15 protein-coding genes are annotated in these 20,173 nt (G+C 71.9%); 3 read left to right on the top strand and 12 right to left on the bottom strand.

Features of this window, described 5'->3' with window-relative positions; translation table 11 throughout:
• The first annotated feature begins 67 nt into the window (after positions 1-67).
• Positions 68-403, top strand: a complete 336-nt coding sequence (locus tag EV375_RS28010) for a cupin domain-containing protein (protein WP_130302703.1) — start codon at positions 68-70, stop codon at positions 401-403.
• A 98-nt stretch (positions 404-501) separates the two neighbouring features.
• Here the strand turns inward: EV375_RS28010 and argF are convergent, their stop codons facing one another.
• Positions 502-1,524, bottom strand: coding sequence for an ornithine carbamoyltransferase (gene argF / locus EV375_RS28015; RefSeq protein WP_130302704.1), 1,023 nt, complete (start codon positions 1,522-1,524; stop codon positions 502-504).
• A gap of 107 nt (positions 1,525-1,631) precedes the next feature.
• Positions 1,632-2,864, bottom strand: a complete 1,233-nt coding sequence (locus EV375_RS28020; protein WP_130302705.1) for an arginine deiminase — start codon at positions 2,862-2,864, stop codon at positions 1,632-1,634.
• 264 nt (positions 2,865-3,128) lie between these two features.
• Here EV375_RS28020 and EV375_RS28025 point away from each other — a divergent pair, with 264 nt between their 5' ends.
• On the top strand, positions 3,129-4,958 hold the full coding sequence (locus EV375_RS28025; RefSeq protein ID WP_486588842.1) for a sugar-binding protein: 1,830 nt from the start codon (positions 3,129-3,131) through the stop codon (positions 4,956-4,958).
• Positions 4,959-5,095: 137 nt separating this feature from the next.
• On the opposite strand, the gene mmuM is transcribed toward EV375_RS28025, so the two are convergent.
• The 5 genes from mmuM to EV375_RS28050 all read right to left on the bottom strand — a co-directional run bounded on the left by mmuM (position 5,096) and on the right by EV375_RS28050 (position 9,281).
• Positions 5,096-6,037, bottom strand: a complete 942-nt coding sequence (gene mmuM / locus EV375_RS28030) for a homocysteine S-methyltransferase (RefSeq protein WP_130302706.1) — start codon at positions 6,035-6,037, stop codon at positions 5,096-5,098.
• Positions 6,034-6,948 (bottom strand): LLM class F420-dependent oxidoreductase, encoded by a 915-nt coding sequence (locus tag EV375_RS28035; protein ID WP_130302707.1) that lies wholly within the window; start codon positions 6,946-6,948, stop codon positions 6,034-6,036. The genes mmuM and EV375_RS28035 overlap by 4 nt, the downstream gene beginning before the upstream one ends.
• Positions 6,949-6,994: 46 nt before the next feature.
• Positions 6,995-7,471, bottom strand: coding sequence for a DUF6099 family protein (locus tag EV375_RS28040; RefSeq protein ID WP_486588843.1), 477 nt, complete (start codon positions 7,469-7,471; stop codon positions 6,995-6,997).
• Between the two features lie 99 nt (positions 7,472-7,570).
• Positions 7,571-7,900 (bottom strand): nucleotide pyrophosphohydrolase, encoded by a 330-nt coding sequence (locus EV375_RS28045; protein ID WP_130302708.1) that lies wholly within the window; start codon positions 7,898-7,900, stop codon positions 7,571-7,573.
• Between the two features lie 67 nt (positions 7,901-7,967).
• A complete protein-coding gene (locus EV375_RS28050) occupies positions 7,968-9,281 on the bottom strand; it encodes an ATP-binding protein (RefSeq protein ID WP_207228492.1) in 1,314 nt (437 codons plus the stop codon).
• Positions 9,282-9,783: 502 nt separating this feature from the next.
• Here EV375_RS28050 and EV375_RS28055 point away from each other — a divergent pair.
• Complete coding sequence (locus EV375_RS28055) at positions 9,784-10,584, top strand: SGNH/GDSL hydrolase family protein (RefSeq protein ID WP_130302709.1); 801 nt, start codon at positions 9,784-9,786, stop codon at positions 10,582-10,584.
• A 187-nt stretch (positions 10,585-10,771) separates the two neighbouring features.
• Here the strand turns inward: EV375_RS28055 and EV375_RS30010 are convergent, their stop codons facing one another.
• From EV375_RS30010 to EV375_RS28080, 5 genes are all read right to left on the bottom strand, one after another.
• Positions 10,772-13,024 (bottom strand): ABC transporter ATP-binding protein, encoded by a 2,253-nt coding sequence (locus EV375_RS30010; RefSeq protein WP_486588844.1) that lies wholly within the window; start codon positions 13,022-13,024, stop codon positions 10,772-10,774.
• Between the two features lie 32 nt (positions 13,025-13,056).
• The gene (locus tag EV375_RS28065; RefSeq protein ID WP_130302710.1) at positions 13,057-14,253 is read right to left on the bottom strand and encodes a glycosyltransferase; all 1,197 of its coding nucleotides are present in this window, start codon (positions 14,251-14,253) and stop codon (positions 13,057-13,059) included.
• Positions 14,250-15,086, bottom strand: a complete 837-nt coding sequence (locus EV375_RS28070) for an alpha/beta fold hydrolase (protein ID WP_055487778.1) — start codon at positions 15,084-15,086, stop codon at positions 14,250-14,252. Before EV375_RS28070 ends, EV375_RS28065 begins: the two co-directional genes overlap by 4 nt.
• Before the next feature lie 6 nt (positions 15,087-15,092).
• Positions 15,093-15,347 carry an acyl carrier protein gene (locus EV375_RS28075; RefSeq protein ID WP_486588881.1) on the bottom strand — a complete coding sequence of 85 codons (255 nt, stop codon included), beginning with the start codon at positions 15,345-15,347 and terminating at the stop codon, positions 15,093-15,095.
• 85 nt (positions 15,348-15,432) lie between these two features.
• Positions 15,433-20,142 (bottom strand): type I polyketide synthase, encoded by a 4,710-nt coding sequence (locus EV375_RS28080; RefSeq protein ID WP_130302937.1) that lies wholly within the window; start codon positions 20,140-20,142, stop codon positions 15,433-15,435.
• Between the last annotated feature and the right edge of the window lie 31 nt (positions 20,143-20,173).

Raw genomic sequence — 20,173 nt, forward strand, 5'->3', positions numbered from 1 at the left:
GAAAGTACCCCGTGGTGTCTTCGCTGACACTGCCCGGCCGCAGCCCGCGCACGGCACGGTGGGAGACATGAACCCCGAGATCCTCGCCCAGGAGGGCTACACCTCCGTCTCGACCAAGGAATCCCCCGTCCGCGAGCTCTTCCCCGGGATCCGGCTGCGTCAGCTGTGGACGGGGCCGACCGGCGCGCACGCCCACGTGCTGGAGATGGACCCCGGCACATCGTGGCCGCGCCGCGACGTGCACGGGCCCGGACCCGAGGAGGTCTACGTCCTCGAAGGCACGTTCAACGACGGCGCGCGCGACTATCCGGCCGGGACGTTCCTGCATGCCCCCGCCGGGTCGTGGCACGTGCCCGCCTCCCCCACCGGCTGCACGCTGTTCGTCTTCTACCCGGAGGGTTAGCACCTCGCGGGCGTGGCCCGGCAGATGACCGGGCCGCGGACCCGGTGAGCGGGGCCGCGGCGGCCTCCGCCGGACAAGGCCCGCAGCGCGGCGCACGGCTAGGGCCTTTCCGAGACCCCGCCCGCGAGCGTCGCGACGAGCACCGCCTTGATGGTGTGCATCCGGTTCTCCGCCTCGTCGAACACGACGGAGTGCTCGGCCGATTCGAAGACTTCGTCCGTGACCTCCAGGAAGTCCAGGCCGTGCCGTGCGTGGATCTCCCGTCCCACCGCCGTGCCCAGGTCGTGGAAGGCGGGCAGGCAGTGCAGGAACTTCACGTCGGGATTCCCCGTGGCCCGCAGCACGTCCATCGTCACGGCGTACGGCCGGAGCAGCGCGATCCGCTCGTCCCACACCTCCTGGGGCTCGCCCATGGAGACCCAGACGTCCGTGGCGACGAAGTCGGCGGCGGCCACGCCCTCTTCGACGTCCTCGGTGAGGGATATGCGGGAGCCGGTACGGGCCGCGAGCTCGCGGGCCTGCGTGATGACGGGCTGCTCGGGCCACAGTGCGCGCGGGGCGACGATGCGCACGTCCATGCCGAGCAGGGCGCCGGTGACGAGGTAGGAGTTGCCCATGTTGTTGCGTGCGTCGCCGAGGTACGCGAACGCGGTCTCCGTGAGCGGCTTGGGGCAGTGCTCGGTCATCGTGAGCACGTCGGCGAGCATCTGCGTGGGGTGCCAGCTGTCGGTGAGCCCGTTGTAGACGGGGACGCCGGCGTAGGCGGCGAGCTCCTCGACGACGGCCTGGCCGCTGCCCCGGTACTCGATGCCGTCGTACATGCGGCCCAGCACACGGGCGGTGTCCCGCGCGGACTCCTTGTGTCCGAGCTGGGAGCCGCCGGGGTCGAGGTAGGTCGTGCCGGCGCCCTGGTCGGCGGCGGCGACCTCGAAGGCGCAGCGGGTACGCGTGGAGGTCTTCTCGAAGACCAGCGCGATGTTGCGGCCCCGCAGCCTCTGCTGCTCGGCGCCCGCCTTCTTGGCCACCTTCAGCTCGGCGCTCAGATCGATCAGGTGACGGAACTCCTCGGAAGAGAAGTCCAGTTCCTTGAGGAAGTGGCGGCCCGTGAGGTCTGTCGCCATGAGGGCTCCTAGGTCGCTGGCAGAGGCTGACTGATATCGACCTGGAATTCTATACCGTCGTTCGAATCTCTATACAGTGCCCTCGCTTCCTGCCGCCGCGGCCGCGTTCAGACCGGGTCCCTCTCCACCGGGCAGCTCATGCACCGCGGCCCGCCCCTCCCCCGGCCGAGTTCGCTGCCCGGGATCTCCAGCACCTCGATGCCCTGCTTGCGCAGGTGGGTGTTCGTGGTGACGTTGCGCTCGTAGGCGAGCACGACGCCCGGTTCGACGGCGAGCACGTTGCACCCGTCGTCCCACTGCTCGCGCTCCGCGGAATGCACGTCCTGCGTGGCCGTGAGCACGCGGACGTGGTCCAGGCCGAGCGCCGCCGCGATCGCCCTGTGCATGTGCTCCGGCGGGTGGTCCGTCACCTTCAGCTCGTTGGCGCTGCTGCCGGGCTCGATGGTGTACGAGCGGAGCATGCCCAGCCCCTCGTACTGGGTGAAGGTGTCGCCGTCGACCATCGTCATCACGGTGTCCAGGTGCATGAACGCACGGCGCTTGGGCATGTCGAGCGCGACGATCGTGCGGGCGGAGCCCGCCGCGAAGAGCCCCCGTGCCAGCATCTCGACGGCCTGCGGAGTGGTGCGCTCGCTCATGCCGATCAGCACGGCGCCCGAGCCGATGACCAGCACGTCCCCGCCCTCGATGGTGGACGGATACGCGCCCTGTCCCTCGGACCACACGTTGAAGGAGGGACTGCCGGGACCGGCGAAGAGCGGGTGGTGGAAATAGATCGCCTCGAAGTGCACCGTCTCGCGCTGACGAGCCGGCCAGCGCATCGCGTTGATGGAGACCCCGTCGTAGACCCAGGCGGAGGTGTCGCGCGTGAAGAGGTGGTTGGGGAGCGGGGCGAGCAGGAAGTCGTCCAGGTCCATGACGTGGAAGCGCACGGACGCCGGCTCCTCGTGCCCCTCCAGGAACTCGCGCTTGGTCATGCCGCCCACCAGCGCCTCGGTCAGCTCCCTCGTCGGCAACCGGTCGAAGGCGGCGCGCAGATGACCGGTGGCGAGCGGACCGTACTCCTTCTCGTGGAAGACGCGGTCCAGGACGAGGGTGCGGGCGTCGGGGATCTCCAGCGTCTCGGCCAGCAGATCACCGAAGAGGTGCACCGCGATGCCGCGGTCGCGCAGCGCGTCCGCGAGGGCGTCGTGCTCCTGGCGTGCACGGCGGACCCACAGCACGTCGTCGAAGAGGAGATCGTCCTTGTTCGTCGGCGTGAGGCGCTTCAGCTCCAGGTCCGGGCGGTGCAGGATGACGCGGCGCAGCCGTCCGGCCTCTGAATCGACATGGAAACCCATGTCTCCATCCTCGCCGAGGTCGACGTGACGCGCGTAGTGTTTGCGCAAAGGTCTCCACGCCGGAGGGGCAGAACAGCGGGCCGTACCCGAGAGGGTGCGGCCCGCTGCGCGGTCCGGCCGCACCCCGCGAGCGGGTGCCGGGCGGGCGGACGGGGCGGCGGATATGGCCTGCGGGACGGTTGCCCGGAACGCAGAGATGCCGAAGAGTTGCGGCCGGTAACATCCGCGGGCCGAGGGCGGGCCGGAGAAGAGGGCGGTTTCAGCGTGGTGGATTCGAGCGAGCAAACCGGCACGTCGGGCCCCTCCCGGCGGCTCGTGACGGCTGCCATGGCCTCCGGCCTGGTGGGCGCCGTCAGCGTGGCGGGGAGCCCCGCGGCGCAAGCCGCCGAACGCCCGTCCGCCGGCCGCCGCGACCCCGCCCACCACGACGTGCTGTTCGTGAGCGCACACCCGGACGACGAGGCCGGCAACCTGTCCACCTTCGGCCTGTGGCGGGAGCGGCTGGGCCTGCGCACGGGAGTCGTCACCATCACCCGCGGCGAGGGCGGCGGGAACGCCGTCGGCCCGGAGGAGGGCGCACCGCTGGGCATGCTGCGCGAGGACGAGGAGCGCTCCGCGACCGCGCTCGCGGGCATCGAGAACATCTTCTACCTCGACAAGCCCGACTTCTGGTACACGCTCTCCGCCCCGCTCACCGAGCGGATCTGGCACGAGCAGGACACCTTGGAGCGCATGGTCCGGCTGCTGCGCATGACCACGCCGCACACCGTCGTGACCATGGATCCGCGTCCGTTCAACCAGCACGGCGGGCACCAGATGTCGGCGCGGCTGGCGATCGAAGCGTTCTTCCTGGCCGGTGACGAGCGGGCGTTCCCGGACCAGTTGAGCTGCGAAGGGCTGAAGCCGTGGCGCTCCCGGCGCCTGCTGGCCCAGAACTACGGATTCTCGGACCTGCTCGGGCCGGACGCGCCCAGGGAACGCCGCAAGGACCCCGCCACGGGACTGCCCGTCGTCGGCGTCTGGTCGGGGCACCGCTCGCGCGAACACGGAAAGTCCTGGGCGCAGGTGGAGCGGGACGCGAGCCGCATGTACCGCACGCAGGGCTGGGCCGCGATGCCGCCCGAGGTTCCCACGGACCCCGCGAAGCTGGGGTCGGACTGGTTCAGCGTGCTGGCACAGGGGGGCCGGGCCGTGCGGGCGCCCGTGCGGGAGCAGGGCGAACTGCGGCCCGTGTACGCCGAGTTCCGCGAATGGACGCGGCGGGTGGGGCTGCCGTGGCTGGCCAACGACGCACAGCCCGACTATCCGGCCGCGCCGTCGACGACGGTTCCCGAGGTCGCGGTGGCTCCCGTGCTCAACGGCGTCGAGGGCGAAGGCGAGTACCCAGGGCCCGAGTTGACCCTTCGGCACTGGGAGGGCGAGGAGGTCCCGGACTCCGACTGCTCGGCGACGGCGAAGATGTCCCGGCACGGGGACGACCTCTACGTGCTCGTCACGGTGACGGACGACAAGGCAGGGACCGCCCTGGACCAGGACGACGCGAAGCGGCACTGGCGCACCGACGCCGTCGAGATCGCGCTCGACCCCCGCGGCGACGGCGACGACACCTCGGTGACGTTCAAGACCGGCATCTTCCCGTTCACGGCGGGAGACGCAGGCCCGGCCGCGGAGCGGGACGCCGACAACAGGCAGGGGCCCGCGGAGAAGACGGCGCCCGGCATGCGCGTCGCCGCGGCGGTCGCCGAGCCGTTCCGGGGCTACACGGTCGAAGCGAAGATCCCCCTCGGGGAGTTGCCGGCCGCGGCGGACCCCGAGCACTTCGCGGCGAACATCCTCGTGTACGACTCCGACACCCAGGACAAGACGGGCCAGACGCGGCTCGCCTGGTCGCCGTTCGGCAGCGCCCAGGCCGACCCGTACGTGTGGGGCACCGCCCGGCTCGAGGGGTACACACCTCCCTCGGACCGTCCGACGGTCCCGGCCGACCCCGAGATTCCCACGGAGGCGGCCCGCAGCGAGGACTCCCCCGCGTCCGTCGCCCAGGCCCGGCGCACCGGCGTCCCGCTCGCCGGAGGCCCGCGCCCCTGCGGATGACAGGACGGGCCGGGCCGGGATGGGACGGACGGGGCAGGGCGGGACGGGCAGAGCGGCGACCGGGCGTGGCGGTACGGTGCGCAGCGGGGCGGTGCTTTACGGGCGGCGTCCGCCAACTCGCCGCTGTCCAGGGCGGATCAGCCGTCCGCCGGAGAGGCCCGCCCGACGGCCCGCATGGCGGGTTCGCGGGCCAGTTCCGCGATGAGGCCGGGGCCCACGCGGCAGCAGCCGCCGATCAGGCGGGCGCCCTTCTCCACCCAGTCGGCGGCTCGGTCGGCGGACCAGGAGCGGGAGCCGTGCCATGCGCGGCCGTCGGCGGCCCACTGCTCGCCGCTGTTGGGGTAGACGATGACCGGCTTTCCCGTCACCGCCGCGGCAGCGACGGCCCGGTCCGCGTCGCCCGGAGCGCAGCAGTTGACGCCCACCGCGACCACCTGCCCCTGACCGGACGCCAACGCGAAAGCTTCCTCCAGGGGTTGACCCGCGCGGGTGCGGTCACCGGAGATCGTGAAGCTCAGCCACACCGCAATGCCGCAGCCTTCCGCCGCGCTCAGCAGCGCCTCCGCCTCCACCACGTCCGGGACGGTCTCCAGCGCCAGTACGTCGGGCTCCGCCTCGGCCACGGCCTCGATCCGGGGCCGGTGGAAGGCGGCGAGTTCGCGCACGCTCAGCCCGTACCGGCCCCGGTACTCGCCCCCGTCCGCGCGGACCGCGCCGTAGGGGCCGACCGAACCCGCGACCCACACCTGATCGCCCACGCCGCAGCGTTCGGCGGCCCGGCGGGCGAGCTCCACGCTGCGGCGGAAGAGTTCCCGCGCCTCCCGCTCCCCGGTGCCCGCCCGCGCGAAGCCTTCGAAGGAGGCCTGATAGCCGGCGGAGATGAGCACCCGCGCGCCCGCCCGCACATACGCCGCATGCGCTTCCTCGATCTGCCGCGGGTCGTCGCGCAGCAGTCGCGCCGTCCACAACTCGTCGTCCAGGTCGCACCCCTGGGCCTCGAGCTGGTTGGACAGCCCGCCGTCCAGGACGAGCGGGCCGCGGGCCAGGGCGGCGCTCAAAGCGGCGGCGGGCCGGGTCACGACAGCTGGGGGCGTACCTGCTCGGAGATCAGCTGAAGGTGATCCAGATCGTGCACGTCGAGGAACTGCAGGTAGATCCGGGAGGACCCGGCCTCCTGGTAGCGGCCGATCTTGTCGACGACCTCTGCCGGGGAACCGGCGAGCCCGTTCTCCTTCAGCTCGTCCACGTCGCGTCCGATGGCCGCGGCGCGGCGGGCGGTCTCGGCGTCGTCCTTGCCGACGCAGGCGACGAGCGCGTTGGAGAAGACGATCTCCCGCCCCGTCTTCTCCGCCGCCGCCCGTACCCGGGCGAACTGCCGCTCGCTGTCCTCGACGGAGGCGAAGGGGATGTTGAACTCGTCGGCGAAGCGCGCGGCGAGAGCGGGCGTGCGGACCTTGCCGTGGCCGCCGATGAGCACGGGCACCTTGGGCTGGGCCGGCTTGGGCAGCGCAGGGGAGTCCGTGAGCGTGTAGTACTTGCCGCGGTGGTCGAACTTCTCACCGGGCGGCGTGGACCACAGCCCGGTGATGATCTCCAGCTGCTCCTCCAGCCGCCCGAACTTCTCCCGTGGGAACGGGATGCCGTACGCGGTGTGCTCGTCCTCGAACCAGCCGGTGCCCAGCCCCAGTTCGACCCGGCCGCCCGACATCTCGTCGACCTGGGCGACCTGGATGGCGAGGGGACCGGGCAGCCGGAATGTCGCCGCGGTCATGAGGGTGCCCAGCCTGATGCGGCTGGTCTCACGGGCCATCCCGGCGAGGGTGGTCCAGGCGTCGGTCGGGCCGGGAAGGCCGTCGGAGTCGCCCATGGCCAGGTAGTGGTCGGACCGGAAGAACGCGTCGAAGTGCAGGTCCTCGGCAGCCTTCGCGACGCGCAGCAGCGTCTCGTAGCTTGCCCCTTGCTGGGGTTCGGTGAATACGCGAAGCCTCATGGCACCCATCCTGCCTCACCCGCCTCACCGGCCCCGCGCCTCCGCGTCAGGCCGCCGGGCCGTGTTCCTGTGCCTCCAGCCTCCGCATCATCCCCGTGACGCGGTCCCCGGACTCGTCGGCCGAGTCGATGGCCTCGATGCACTGCCAGTACAGCCCCTCCTCCCTCGCCGAGACGGCCACGAGCACGAGCGCCACGCCGACCTCGGCCAGCAGCAGACTCAGGTCGGACAGCGCGCACTTGGGGTCCTGGACCTGGGAGAGCCGGTCCGCGCGCGCCTCGCACCAGCGGCCTCCGCACGGCACGGGACCCGTCGACGAGAGACAGGCCCGCGTGCCCGCTTCACTCAGTCCGAGCGCCTCGGTCCGCACCGACTGCGGCCCGCTCACCGCGAGATGACGTCCGATCGCCCCGGCGAGGGCCTGCACCTGCCACGCTTCGGCGACAGTCTCTTCCACGGACTCGCACTCGGCGAGCGCGTGGCGGGTGGCCTTGATGAGATGCACGGCATCCAACTTCACCACCTCCCTCCACGCGTCACTACGGAGAGTGACGCACAATAGGCAAGCAAGCCTGGCTAATTGCAGCCAATCCGGGCATACCGCCTCTCGCGAATACCTCTGTCACTTCATAGAGTGACCGCTTCCGGTAGCCGGGAAACGCTTCTCGTTGCGCTCGATCTTCGCGGCAAGCGCTTTCAGCACGTCGACGCCCAACACCTCGCAGAACTGGAGCAGATACGCGAGCACGTCCGCGACCTCGTCCTCGACGCGGTGCGCGGTCTCGGGACGTTCCATCACGCGAGCCGACTCCTCGGGCGTCAGCCACTGGAAGATCTCCACGAGTTCACCGGCTTCGACGCTCAGCGCAGCGGCCAGATTCTTCGGGGTGTGGTACTGCTCCCAGTCGCGTGCCCTCGCGAACTCCGCAAGCCTGTACTGCAGTTGGGACAACGACAGGGACTCGTGCGGGCCGGGTTGCGGGGGCCCGCCGGATGGAGACGCGGAAGAAGAGGGGGATTCAGTCACCCCCAAGGTCTACCAGGGACACACCCGGGTGCCGCGCGGCCTCCTCCGCCGCCGTCCCCGCATCGCTCACCGCGGCCAGCAGCCTCACATGCCCCCGCTTGCCCATCCGCACCGCAAGCGCGATCAGTTCGGCCGTCTGCCGCGCGTCCAGGGTGCGGTCCAGCCCGTCGGCGAGCACCGTCATGGCCTGCCTGGCGGGAAGCACCTCCTGGGCGGGGTCCATCGACAGCACCCCGGGGCCCGTCAGCAGCACCAGAGCCAGCGCGGCGTAGCGCAACTCGCCGTCGCCCAGCCACTCCAGGGGTGTGCGGACGCGGGTGTGGCCGGCGCCGGGAGCACGGTCGGAGCCGGGGCCGGGGCCGACGATCAGCGCGCGGACGCGGCCCCTGTCCGAGCGTTCGCCCGGGATGTCGGCGACCACCTCCGCGACGGGACCCGCGAAGCCGGCGCTCAGGGCGTCGACAAGATGTCCGTACCGGATCGCGCACTCCGTGCGGGTCCGGCGCAGCACCGCCGCCAGGTTGTCGCAGCCGCCACGCAGCAGGGTGTCGCCGACGGGGACGGGATCGCGCATGGTCTCCGGACGCGGATCGCAGGCGAAGGCGGAGCGCAGCGCCACCACCACCTGCTCGGCTGCTTCCAGCACCCGGCGCTCCTCCTTGGTGCCGCCGGCGACGCGGAGGGGCAGCAGGGCCGTCGCAAGCCTGTCGGCGGGAAGCCGGGCCCGCGTGACCCGGCCGGTCCCGGCGCTGTGCCATTCGGCCTGCACGGCGGGGCGCGCGGGGTCGCGCAGCGCCGTGGCCAGCAGGGTGCGACCGCCGGGCACCGTCAACCGCTCGCCCACGATGCGCAGTTCGGGCTCGGCCTGCACCGCGAGATCGAACCGCACCGGCCCCGCCGGGCCGTCGACCGTGCAGCCGAGGCGGAAGCCGCGGCGCCCCTCGGCGTCGGGGCGGGAGCGGCGGGGCACGTACGCGCCCGGGCCTCCGGAGGCGCGCCCGAAGACCTCTCCCAGGGCCTCCCCGCCGCCGAGCCGGGCCAGGGCCTCGTGCGCCTCCAGGACCGCCGACTTGCCGCTGCCGCTCGGCCCGGTCAGCACGGTGACCGGGGCGAGGGGAACGGTGCGGTCGCGCAGCGTGCGGAACGAGGACAGGTGCAGACCGGTCACCGCCGCGGCTCTCGACGGGGCGGCCGCCTCGTCCGCACCCTCTCCCTCGTCCGGGCGCTTTCCCTCTTCGGGGCTCTCGGCAGCCGGAGCCGGAGCCGCGCAAGAGCCGTCCGCGGTGCGGTTCTTCGTGACGTGCATGCCCCGGACGGTAAGCAGCGCGGCGCCAGCCGAACCGTTCCGTCACCCCCGGTCTCCCCCTAACGAGCGACGCATGCGGTCACGGTGCCGTGCCACACGGAGCGCTCAAGTTGCGAACGCGAAGCGAAGAGGAGCCTGTTGACGGAGTGACGGGATGCGTCGGATCAAGTGACGACTCGGTGAAGGGGTTTCACAGCAGGCAGCGGGCCGGCCGGGTCACGCGGCGCGCACGCGGACCCCCGCACGGCCGCAGCGACCGCATTCCGGCGCCGGCAATCGCGTCCGCAATTTCCGCCCAGAAGCGCGAGGAATCACGAAAGAAAGTCGCCCGCATTTGCCGGTATTGCCACCCGGATTGGATCACCGGAACACCTTCGAACATCTTTGACTTTATCGAACCGTGATCGAAAAAATACGCGCCCGCACGTATCCGCGCGCGCGAGGCTGCTGCTATTTCTAGGATGTTCTGTTCTCATCCCCCACCTTCGGAGAAGACAACTTCATGCGCTCGTTGAAGCTGCTGTTCGCCGCATTGCTTGCGATGGTGGCCATCGCCTTCGTCGCTCCGGGATCACAGGCTGCCGCGGGCAAATACGTGGCCCTCGGTGATTCTTATACCGTCGCTGTAGGAACGAGGACCTACGACAACCCGGACGACCCCTGCCGCCGTGGTCCCACCTCCTACCCGAGGCTCTGGGCCGCCGCGCACCAGGACGTCGGATTCGTGGAAGCGGCGTGCTCGGGCGCCACGACGGCCGATGTCATCAATACGCAGGTCGGCCAGTTGACGCCGGACACGTCCCTGGTGACGCTGCAGATCGGCGGCAACGACGTCGGGTTCGTCGACGTGCTGAAGAACTGCATCCTCACCACGGACGACGCCGACTGCATAGCCGGCGTCGACGCTGCGAAGGCTGCCGCCAACAGCACGCTGTCCCCGGCGCTCGCCCAGACGTACTCGGCGGTGCGCGCCGCGGCGCCGTCGGCGAAAGTGATCGTCGTCGGCTATCCGCGGCTTTACACAATTGGAGGTGACTGCGGCATTCTCGGCCTCAGCGACAAGGAGCGGACGGCACTGAACTCCGCGGCCGACACACTCGCCGAGATCATGTCCGCGCGGTCGAATGAAGCCGGATTCACTTTCCTGGACGCGCGGCCGGTTTTCGACCCGCACACCATCTGCTCGAGCGGTGACGAGTGGGTCACGAGCCTGGAGTGGGACAAGCTCAACGAGTCCTACCACCCGAATACGAAAGGGCACCGGGACGGCTACCTCGCCGCCCTGAACCCCCTGATGGGCTGACCGGCCGGCACTTCCCCGGCATGGACGTGAAGGGGCGCCCGCCGTACACGGCGGGCGCCCCTTCACATCTCGAATCCAAGTCCGGGCACGGGTGCCACGTCCCGTGGACGTGCACGGTCACGCCGTAACTACGCCCGCGAGCTTCGGACTCGGCGAATCCCTGTCCGCATGCTGCTTGCTGCCGCGATCAGCGGCGCGGCGGTCCGCCGGGCGACGCCACGGGACGCTGCGGCAGAGGTCCCGCCGACGGCGCCGGCCCCGTTCCCTGCGGGGACCGCCGGCCGCCACCGTCTGGGGCACCTGCGGGGGCGCCGCCCTGGCCACCGGCAGGTTGCCCCGCACCGGGACCGGCCGGTACGCCGCCGCCTCCGGCGGCACCGCCCCGCCCCGCCCCCGCCGCCGCGCCGGCCGCGCCCTCCTCGCCCACGAGCATCTGGGAGGCGGCGAGTTCGCGGTAGAGCGGGTCGGCCTTGACCAGTTCCTCGTGGCTGCCGAACGCGCGGATCTCGCCGTGCTCCATCACCACGATCTGGTCGACGTGGGTCACGGTGGACAGCCGGTGCGCGATGAGGATGACGGTGCAGCGCCGGGCCGCCTGGTCCACCGCCTCGCGCAGCGCCTGCTCGTTGCGGGCGTCGAGCTGCGCCGTCGCCTCGTCCAGCAGCAGCACTTCCGGCTTGCGCAGCAACGCCCTTGCGATGGCGAGCCGTTGACGCTCACCGCCCGAGAGGGAGACGCCGCGGTTGCCCACCTCGGTACGCAGCCCGTCCGGCAGCCGGCTGATCAGCGTGTCGAGCCGTGTCACGCGCAGAGCCTCGGCGATGTCGGCCTGCGAGGCGTTCGTCGCCGAGTACGTGAGGTTGTCCTCCAGCGTGCCGGCCATCACCGGGGAGTCCTGCTCGACGTAGGCGATGCGGCGGCGCACCTCGGCACGCCGCATGCTCTCGATGTCGACGCCGTCGATGATGATCTGACCCGCCGTCGGGTCGTAGAAGCGCTGGAGCAGCGCGAACATGGTGGTCTTGCCGGCGCCCGAGAGACCGACGAGCGCGGTCTGCGTCCCGCCGGGGATGGTGCACGAGATGCCCTTCAGTGCCGTGCCGCGCCCGGGGTAGCCGAACCGCACGTCGCGGAACTCGATGGTCGGCGGCCTGCGCACACCGCCGGCCCGGGCTCCGATGACCTTCAGTTTCATCGTCGAGGAGGGGTTGCCCCGGATTCCGCCGTCCTCGTCGGCGCCACCGCCGGCGAAGCCGTTCACGTGGCCGTCGGGCTGTCCGTTGACCCTGCCGTTCGCGCCGGGGCTCGCCGGATGCCTGGGCATGTGGTCCTGCGGCAGCTCGTCGACGTCGGCCTCGACGGCCATCCGCTTGATCTGCTCGATGCGCCCCACCGCGCCCAGCCCCTGCTGGAGCATGCCCAGCCCCCCGACGAGGGAGCCGATCGGGCTCGCCAGGTAGAAGACGTAGAGCAGAAACGCGATCAGCTGGGGCGTCTTGAGGTCCCCCGAGGCGACCAGCGCACCGCCGACACCGAGCACGGCGAGGAAGGCCGCCTGGATGGAGACTCCGGAGAGGATCTTGACGAGGGCCACGTACTTGGCCCCGACCAGTCCCGCCCTGTAGGCGCCGTCGATGGCGTCGTCGGCGACCTCGGTCTCCCGGTCCTCCGCGCCGTTGGCCTTCACCGTGCGGGCCGCACCCAGCGTGCGGTCCAGCGCCGAGCCGACGGCGCCGATCGACTCCTGGGCGCGCGCGACCGCCTTGCGGATGCGCGGCAGGACGCCGCCCATCACCAGGCCGACCGCCACCAGCACGCCGACGGTCACGCCGAGCAGCGGAAGGTGCACGATCCCCATGAGGACACCGGCGCCCACGATGCTCAGCAGGCCGTTGGCGATCATCACCAGGCCCTCGGTGGCGGCGTTCTGCAGCAGCGTGCTGTCGGAGGTCACCCGCGCGATGAGATCGCCGGGAGGACGGCGGTCGAGTTCGGGTACGCGCAGCCTGATCAGCCGGAACACGAGTTCCTGCCGGACGCGGCGCACGACCCTCTCCGATGTGCGCTGCTGCCACCACGACTGAAGTCCGGTCAGCCCGGCGCCGGCCACGACGAGCGCGCCGAGCAGGATGACCGGCCCCTTCACATCGCCCCCGCCCGAGAGGGAGGTGAGGACCTGCTGCGCGACGAGCGGCTGCATCAGGCCGGCTCCGCTGGAGGCGAGCACGAGCAGCAGCGTCGCGAACAGGACGAGACGGTGGGGACGGGCGTACCCCATCAGCACGCGCAGCGGCGCGCGCTTGCGGTGGTCGATCCGCAGCACGCTCGCCCGCGGGTGCCCGGCCACCTCGGGCAGAGCCGGAGCCTGCGGTGGCGGAACCTGGGGCTGGGAGCCCTTGAAGAACCCGAAGGGCTCGGGGGGTCCGGGAGCCGTCGTCATGTGTGTCCTACAGGTCGCTGGTCGGGCGGGAGTCAGCCTGCTGCCTGGTAGTTCGCCGCCTGTGCGGCGATGCGGTCGAGGTGGTCCGCGGCGGCCCGCGCGCCGCCGGCCTCACGGAAGGACCGGCCGATCGCCTCGGCCGCCTCCCTGTGGCCCCCCGCCGGATCGAGCACGGACGTGACGGCCGCAGCCAGCCGTGGAGCGTCGACCCTGTTGAAGCGGACCCGCACTCCCGCGCCGGCGTCGACGACCTGTCCCGAGACGATCGGCTGGTCGTCGCGGATCGGTGCGAGGACGAGGGGAACGCCGTGCCAGAGCGATTCGCACACGGTGTTGTGGCCGCCGTGGCACACGACGGCGTCGAGGTGGGGAAGCAGATCGAGCTGCGGCACGTACTCGCGCACCAGAAGCCCCGATCCGGTCTGCTCCCTGGGTGCTTCGAGCAGACCGCCGGGGTCGACGACGATGCCCTGCACCGTCTCGCGCAGACTCTCCAGCGCGGCGACGGCCTCGCCGAGGAACCGCCCGCCGGCGTCGGCGTTGGCCGTGCCCAGGGTGACCAGCACCTTGCGCCGCCCGGGGTCCAACTTCCCGTAGGGGAAGTCGCATCGGGGTGCGCGCGGGGCGATGGCCGGGCCCACCATGTGCACGCCGTCCCAGGGCAGCGGGGCGTCGCCGAGCAGCGCGCGGCCGGTGAAGGCGACGATGCCGTGCGGGGAGAAACGGGGGTCGCCGCTGCATTGATCGTCGCCGAACTCGGCACGCAGCGAGGCGAAGATGCCCTTCAGCCACGCCTCCACCTTCGGCATCGAGGTGAGCGGGTCGGTGAGTTCGGCCGACGTGGTCACCGACGTCACGTACGGGATGCCGTGGCGTTCGGCGACCAGCGCCCCGGCAACGGCGTGCTGGTCCGCCACCACCAGGTCGGGGCGGAACTCGCGGATCGCGGAGTCGACGCCCGGCGCCATCAGTCCGGCCAGCGGCGCGAAGAAGTCCTCCCACAGGAAGCGGAAGGCCGCGGGCCCGGTCAGCCTCGGCGGCCGGCCGAGGTCGCTGTCCGGCATCCGCGTCTCGTGGACCTCTGCGTCCTCTCCCGCCAGGCGCCGGATCAGCTCGCCGTACCCGGCCCAGGCCACCCGGTGGCCCCTGCGGGCGAGTTCGGCGGCGACGCCCAGCAGCGGGTTGGTGTGCCCGACCAGCGGGGGGACGACGAAGAGGAGGCGAGTCACCGTGCGGCCTCCGCCAGTTCGTGCCCGGCCGCCCTCTTCTCGGCCTCGTCGTGCTCGCGCACCCAGTCCAGGAGCAGGTCCCGTGTCTCCTTGGTGCGCTCCACCAGGACGGAGTGGCCCTGGTCGGGCAGCACGACGGTGCGGCAGCGCTCCAGCACGCTCTCGAACAGCGGGACCTGGGCGACGAGCCCCGACTCCTCACCGAAGATCGCCAGCACGGGGCAGGTGATCGCCGACAGGTCGTCGTCTATGACACGTCCGCTCCACACCTCTGCGCCCAGCGTGGTGGAGTTGAGGATGCGGCCCGCGATGCGCGACAGACGCGCGGTCTGCGCACCGCGGTTCTCCTTGATCCAGTCGATGACCTCCTCGTGCACGAGCTGCTCCTTGGCGAGAGCGAGCCCCTCGGCCATGTGCCGTGTCCAGCGCTGGACCGGCGGCTCGGCCTCGATGAGGGTGAGGGTCGCGATCCGCTCCGGGTACCAGGCGGCTGCCCCGGCCGCGACCGTGCCGCCGAATGAGTTGCCCACGACGTGTACCCGCCGCCGCTCACCGAGCGCGTCGAGCAGCGCGACGAGGTCGTCGACGAAGGACTCGATCCGGTACCCGCTCTCCGGCCGCTCGCTGCGGCCGTGCCCGCGCAGGTCGTACATGATCACGTCGATGCCGGCCGCCGCGAACGCGGGCCCGAGCGTGAAGTAGTAGCTCGCGAGGCTGTCGGTCAGCAGCCCGTGCACGAACACCACGACAGGCGGCTCGCCCTGCTGCCCCTCGCGCACGGTGGCGGGGAGGCGCTGCACATGGGTGGTGATCTCTCCGGTACGGATCTTCATCCCGGATCAGCCCGCTTCCGTTGCGCGCAGCGACGCGACGACGAAGTCCACCAGCTGCCCGACGGTCAGCGCGATGATCTCGTCGAGTTCGAGATCGGCCACGAACTCGGCGAAGTTGATGCGGTCCCCGTAGTGTTCGCGCAGCGAACCCGAGAGCGTCACCAGGTCGATGCTCTCCAGCTCCAGGTCGTCGTGGAAGGTCGTCTCCCTTCCTATCTCGGCCTCGTCGAAGCCGTACTCCTCGAGCAGTTCGCGCAGCATTCCGGCGATGTCCGCCAGGACTTCCCCCGGATCGGTTCCGGCCTGCGCCTTCCCGTGCGCCTGCGCAGGCGCGAACCGGGTCGCGTCAGTGGTCATCTTGCACTCCTGATTCCTCGTAGGCGGCCGCCCAGGCGACCACATACCGCCGCTCGGGCAAGCCCGGCGGATTCGATGTTTCCCGCACCCGCACCTCGTACGAGTGGCCCCCGTGACGCACCCGGAGCCGGTCGGTGTCCGCCGAGACCACCTGGTAGTCGGACGGACGGCCCCGCAGTCCGGTGCCGCGCAGCTTCGCCACGGCTTCCTTCGCCGCCCACATGCGCGTGAACCAGACCTCTTCACTCCCGGAACTCTCCGTGCCGCGCTCCGGCCCGGCCTCCGACAGGCCGCGCAGCAGGGCGAGTTCCTCCGCTCCGCAGGCCGCCTCGACGGTGGCCCGGGGGCGTGCGGTGACCTCCTCGACGTCGATGCCGCACGGGCCGCGGCGTGCGATCGCGACACCGCACTCGCCGCGGTGCGCGATGGAGACCGTCAACTCCCCTACGGTGCGCCCGTGGACGCCGCGGACGAAGGGCCTGCCTTCGTCGTCGTTGTGCACGAAGACCTCCGCCGGGTAGATGTCGCCGGCGCCTTCCGTCCACAGCAGTCCGCGCACGGCGTCCTTGGCGGCGATCCTGCCGAGCAGGAACTGCCGTCTGCGGACGGGAGGAAGCGCGGCGTAGCCGGCGCGTTCCCCGCTGCCGAGCATGTTGCGCATCACCAGTTCGCGCGTCGCCAGGTCCGGCCAGCGCTCGTGCACCAGCGACCACCCCTCCGGCTGCTGCGTGGAGAGAGTGTTGCTGCCGGGGAAGCGGTCGACCGCGCGGATGCCGGGGTCGGTGTCGAAGCGGCGGTCCGTCCAGCCCGTCAACTCCGCCCACACACGGCCTTCGTGGAGCAGCTGCATGTCGGCGGTGAGCGTGCTGCGGGTGACGCCGGTGATGCGGACGGAGCAGGTCAGGCGCTCGCCGACGCCGGGCTCGGGGCCGTGGAAGCGTATGTGGTCCACGCTGACGGGGAAGACCGTCGTGCGCTCGGTGAGCGTCGCCATGATCCAGTAGCCCAGGAGCTGGCCGACGTTGTCCAGCAGCGAGCCCGGTGCCTCGGGCGCGGTGATGACGCCCCGTACGTGCCGGTCGCCGATGGCCGTCAGCTCGCTCACGCCCTGGAACTTCGGCCCGTGGAACATCCACCGCTCCGTGTAGAGCTGTTCGGCGCGCATGTCCGGTGCACGGTCCGAGGACGGGTCGACGGGCCACGGCGCCGGGGGGACCCCCCGGACTCCGTCCGGGGAAGGTTCGTGGCGGGGAGCGATTTCGACGACGGCGCGGGACGAGCCCGTCAGCTCCACCTCCACCTCGGTGGGCGCGGTGCGCCGGACGGCGACGGGAACGTCGTGGGCCGGGACGGCCTCGATCCACTTCAGCAGCCGCACGTCGCGAAGGCCGATCGCCCGCATGCCCGGCACGGCGCGTTCGGCGATCTCCATGATGTGCCTGATCACGGTGGTGGCGGGCACGATGGGCCAGCTGTCGGCCACGTCGGGCCAGCCGGGGCGCTGCCGGAAGAAGCAGTGGTCGACCAGGTACGGCATCTCGTCGAGCCCCACGCGGAGCACGGAGGGCACGGACGGCACCGGTTCCGGCACGGCAGGCGGCACTGCGGGCGCGGAGGGCGGTGCCGGCGGTGCGGTGCGCTCCCGGCCCGCCGGGCGCACGGACTGCGGGGCCGGTGCCGGGCCCGCCGGTGCCGGTCCGCGCCGCGCGGCCGGCCCGCCCGGATGACTCCGGTGCGCGGGCCGCGCGGCCGGCACGTGACGGCGGGCGCCGGCGCCGATCACGTCGGCGGCGGCGGAGGCCGTCTCCTGCAGGAGCGCGGAGAGTTCGGCGGCCAGCGGGTTCGCGGAGCCGGCCTTGTCCAGCCTCGCCATCGATGCGGAGGCAGCGGCGAGGGCCGGAGCCGCCGGACCCACCGTTCCGGAGAGACTTCCGTGCACCCGCTCGGGCAGTGACACCAGCGCCCCGTCGAGATCGAGCCGCACCCCGGGGCGTGCGGAGGACCCGGCCCCCGCCTTCGCCTCGGCGCGCCCGGTGTCCTCGGAGCCGAGCAGGGGCCGCACGTCCGGATCGGCGCCCTCCACCCACAGCGCGGTGACGACGCGGCGCAGCTGCGCAAGGCTGTCCCGCGTACCGGCGTGCGCGGAGACGACGAGGCGGTCGCATCCGGAGAGCGTGTCGTCGATGAGGGAGCCGAGCTGCCCGGCTCCGAGCTGGATGAACGCACGGTGTCCGGCGTCGTACATGGCCAGGATCATCTGCCGGAAGCGCACCGGCTCCAGCAGATGCCGTACGAACAACTCCCGTATCTCGTCGGGGTCTTCGGGATAGGGCGAGGCCGTGGTCGCCGACCACACGGGTGTCGTCTGCGGATGCAGGCGGTAGGCCTCCGCCGCGCCGCGGATCGGCCCGAGGTAAGGGGCGAGCATCGGCGTGTGGAATCCGGAGCGGAACGGCAGCACCTGGCTGATCACTCCGCGGGAGCGCATGCGCACCACGATGGCCTCGACGGCCTCTTCGGAGCCGCAGATCATCGACTGGTTCGGCGCATTGTCGTGGGAGAGCACGACATCCGTGCGTCCGTGCAACTCCGCGAGGACGTCCTCGGCGGGCATGCCGAGGACGCCGAAGACGGCTCCCGGCACGCGCAGCGCGTCCGGGTCGAACCCGGCGAGGAACGCGTCGACTTCGTCGGCGGCGTGGATGCCGCCGCACGCCATCGCCGTCCACTCACCCACGCTGTGCCCGGCGACGGCGTCCGGGACGACGGCGAGTCCGCGCAGCGCGGCGTCGAGAATCCTGCCGAGCTGGAAGACGGCGGCGCCGTGCCGTCCGACGTCGCCGACCTCCGCTTGACTGCCGAAGGAGAAGTCGAGGCCGAACCGCTTTGCCAGACCGTCCGCCCTGGGCTCGAACTCGGCCTCCAGTCCCGGGAAGACGAAGGCGGTGAGCCCTCCCGCGGGACCGAGTATCGGGCGGGGGCTGAACCACACGTCACTGCGTCCGGACCACGGCATGCCCTTGGCGACGGCCTTGCGTGCGAGCTTCAGTCGCCGCGCCGTCGGGTCGACGATGCCCAGCCGGCACCGCGCGGTGACGGGGGTGGTCTCGTCGAGGCTCTGCGCCAGCACCGCCGCGTCGTCGCACTCCAGCAGGTCCGCGAGTGCCTCCGGTCCGTCGGCGGCCAGCCGCAGCACCCGCTCGGGTTCGACGACGGCCGCGGTGGCGGAGGCACCCCCGCCGGCCGGGGCGTTCCGGTCCGCGGCACGCGTCGCGGGCTGCTCCAGTACGACGTGGGCGTTGATGCCGCCGAAGCCGAAGGCGTTGACGCCTGCCCGGCGCGGTGCGCCGCCTTCCGGTTCCTCCCAGGGGCGTGCCTCGGTGAGCGGTGCGAAGCGCGTGCGGGCGAGGGCCGGGTGCGGGTCGTCGCAGTGCAGCGTCGGCGGCAGCACGTTGTGGTGGACGGCGAGTGCTGCCTTGATGAGTCCGGCTATGCCCGCGGCGGGCATGGTGTGCCCGATCATCGACTTCACCGAGCCGATGACCGCGCGGGCGCCCTCCCCCGCGTCCGCGGCGGTCCCCGCGGGGCCGGGGCCGGGGCCGAACACCTCGGCGAGAGTGGTCAGTTCGGCCTCGTCGCCGGCGGGTGTCGCGGTGCCGTGAGCCTCCAGCAGCCCGATGGCGCCGGGAGCGAGCGGGTCGAGCCCTGCGGCGTCCCACGCCTGGCGCACGGCACGCACCTGTCCGCCGGGGTCGGGGTTGAACAGGCTGGAGGAACGGCCGTCGCTGGCCACGCCGGTGCCGCGCACGACGGCGTATATCCGGTCGCCGTCACGTTCGGCGTCCGCGAGCCGCTTGAGCACCACGACGCCCGTGCCCTCGCCGATGAGGACACCGTCCGCCCCGCGGTGCAGCGGCCGTATCCGCTGGCTGCGCGACAGCGCGCCGAGCTGGCTGAAGACGGACCACAGGGTGATGTCGTGGCAGTGGTGCACGCCGCCGGCGAGCATGATGTCGCAGCGTCCGGCGTCGAGTTCGCGGACCGCGTGGTCGACGGCCACGAGCGACGAGGCGCACGCCGCGTCCACGGTGTAGGCGGGGCCGCGCAGGTCGAGCCGGTTCGCGACACGTGAGGCCGCCAGGTTCGGCACCAGGCCGATGGCCGACTCCGGTGCCTCGGGGCCGAGTTGGCCGGCGAAGGCCGAGCGCACCTCTTCCAGCCGGTCCTCGCCCAGTTCGGGCACGAGTTCGCGGAGTGTGCGCACGACCTGGTTGCTGGTGCGTACGCGCTGGTCGAGCCGCACCAGGCCGGGCGTGAGGTACCCGCCGCGGCCCAGTACGACTCCTGCCCGCTGCCGGTCCTCCGGCAGCACCCCTTCCCCGCCGGCGTCCTCGATGGACCGGTGGGCCACATCGAGGGCGATGAGCTGGTCGGGCTCGGTCCCGGGCACCGAGTTGGGCATGATGCCGAACCGCGTCAGGTCGAACTCGGCGGTGTCGTCGATGAATCCGCCGCGCCGGCAGTAGACGCGGTCTGCGCGCCGTGGCCCTCCCCCGGACTCCGTCCGGGGGGACCCCCAGGCCGCGTAGAACTCCTCGTCCCAGCGGCCTTGGGGCACGTCGGTGATCGCGTCGACGCCGCCGACGATGTTCTGCCAGTAGCGGTCCAGATCGCCGGCGCCCGGGAAGAGAGCGGCCATGCCGACGATCGCGACGGGGGTGCGGGAGGGA

The sequence above is a fragment of the Streptomyces sp. CNZ301 genome (genome assembly GCF_004217425.1).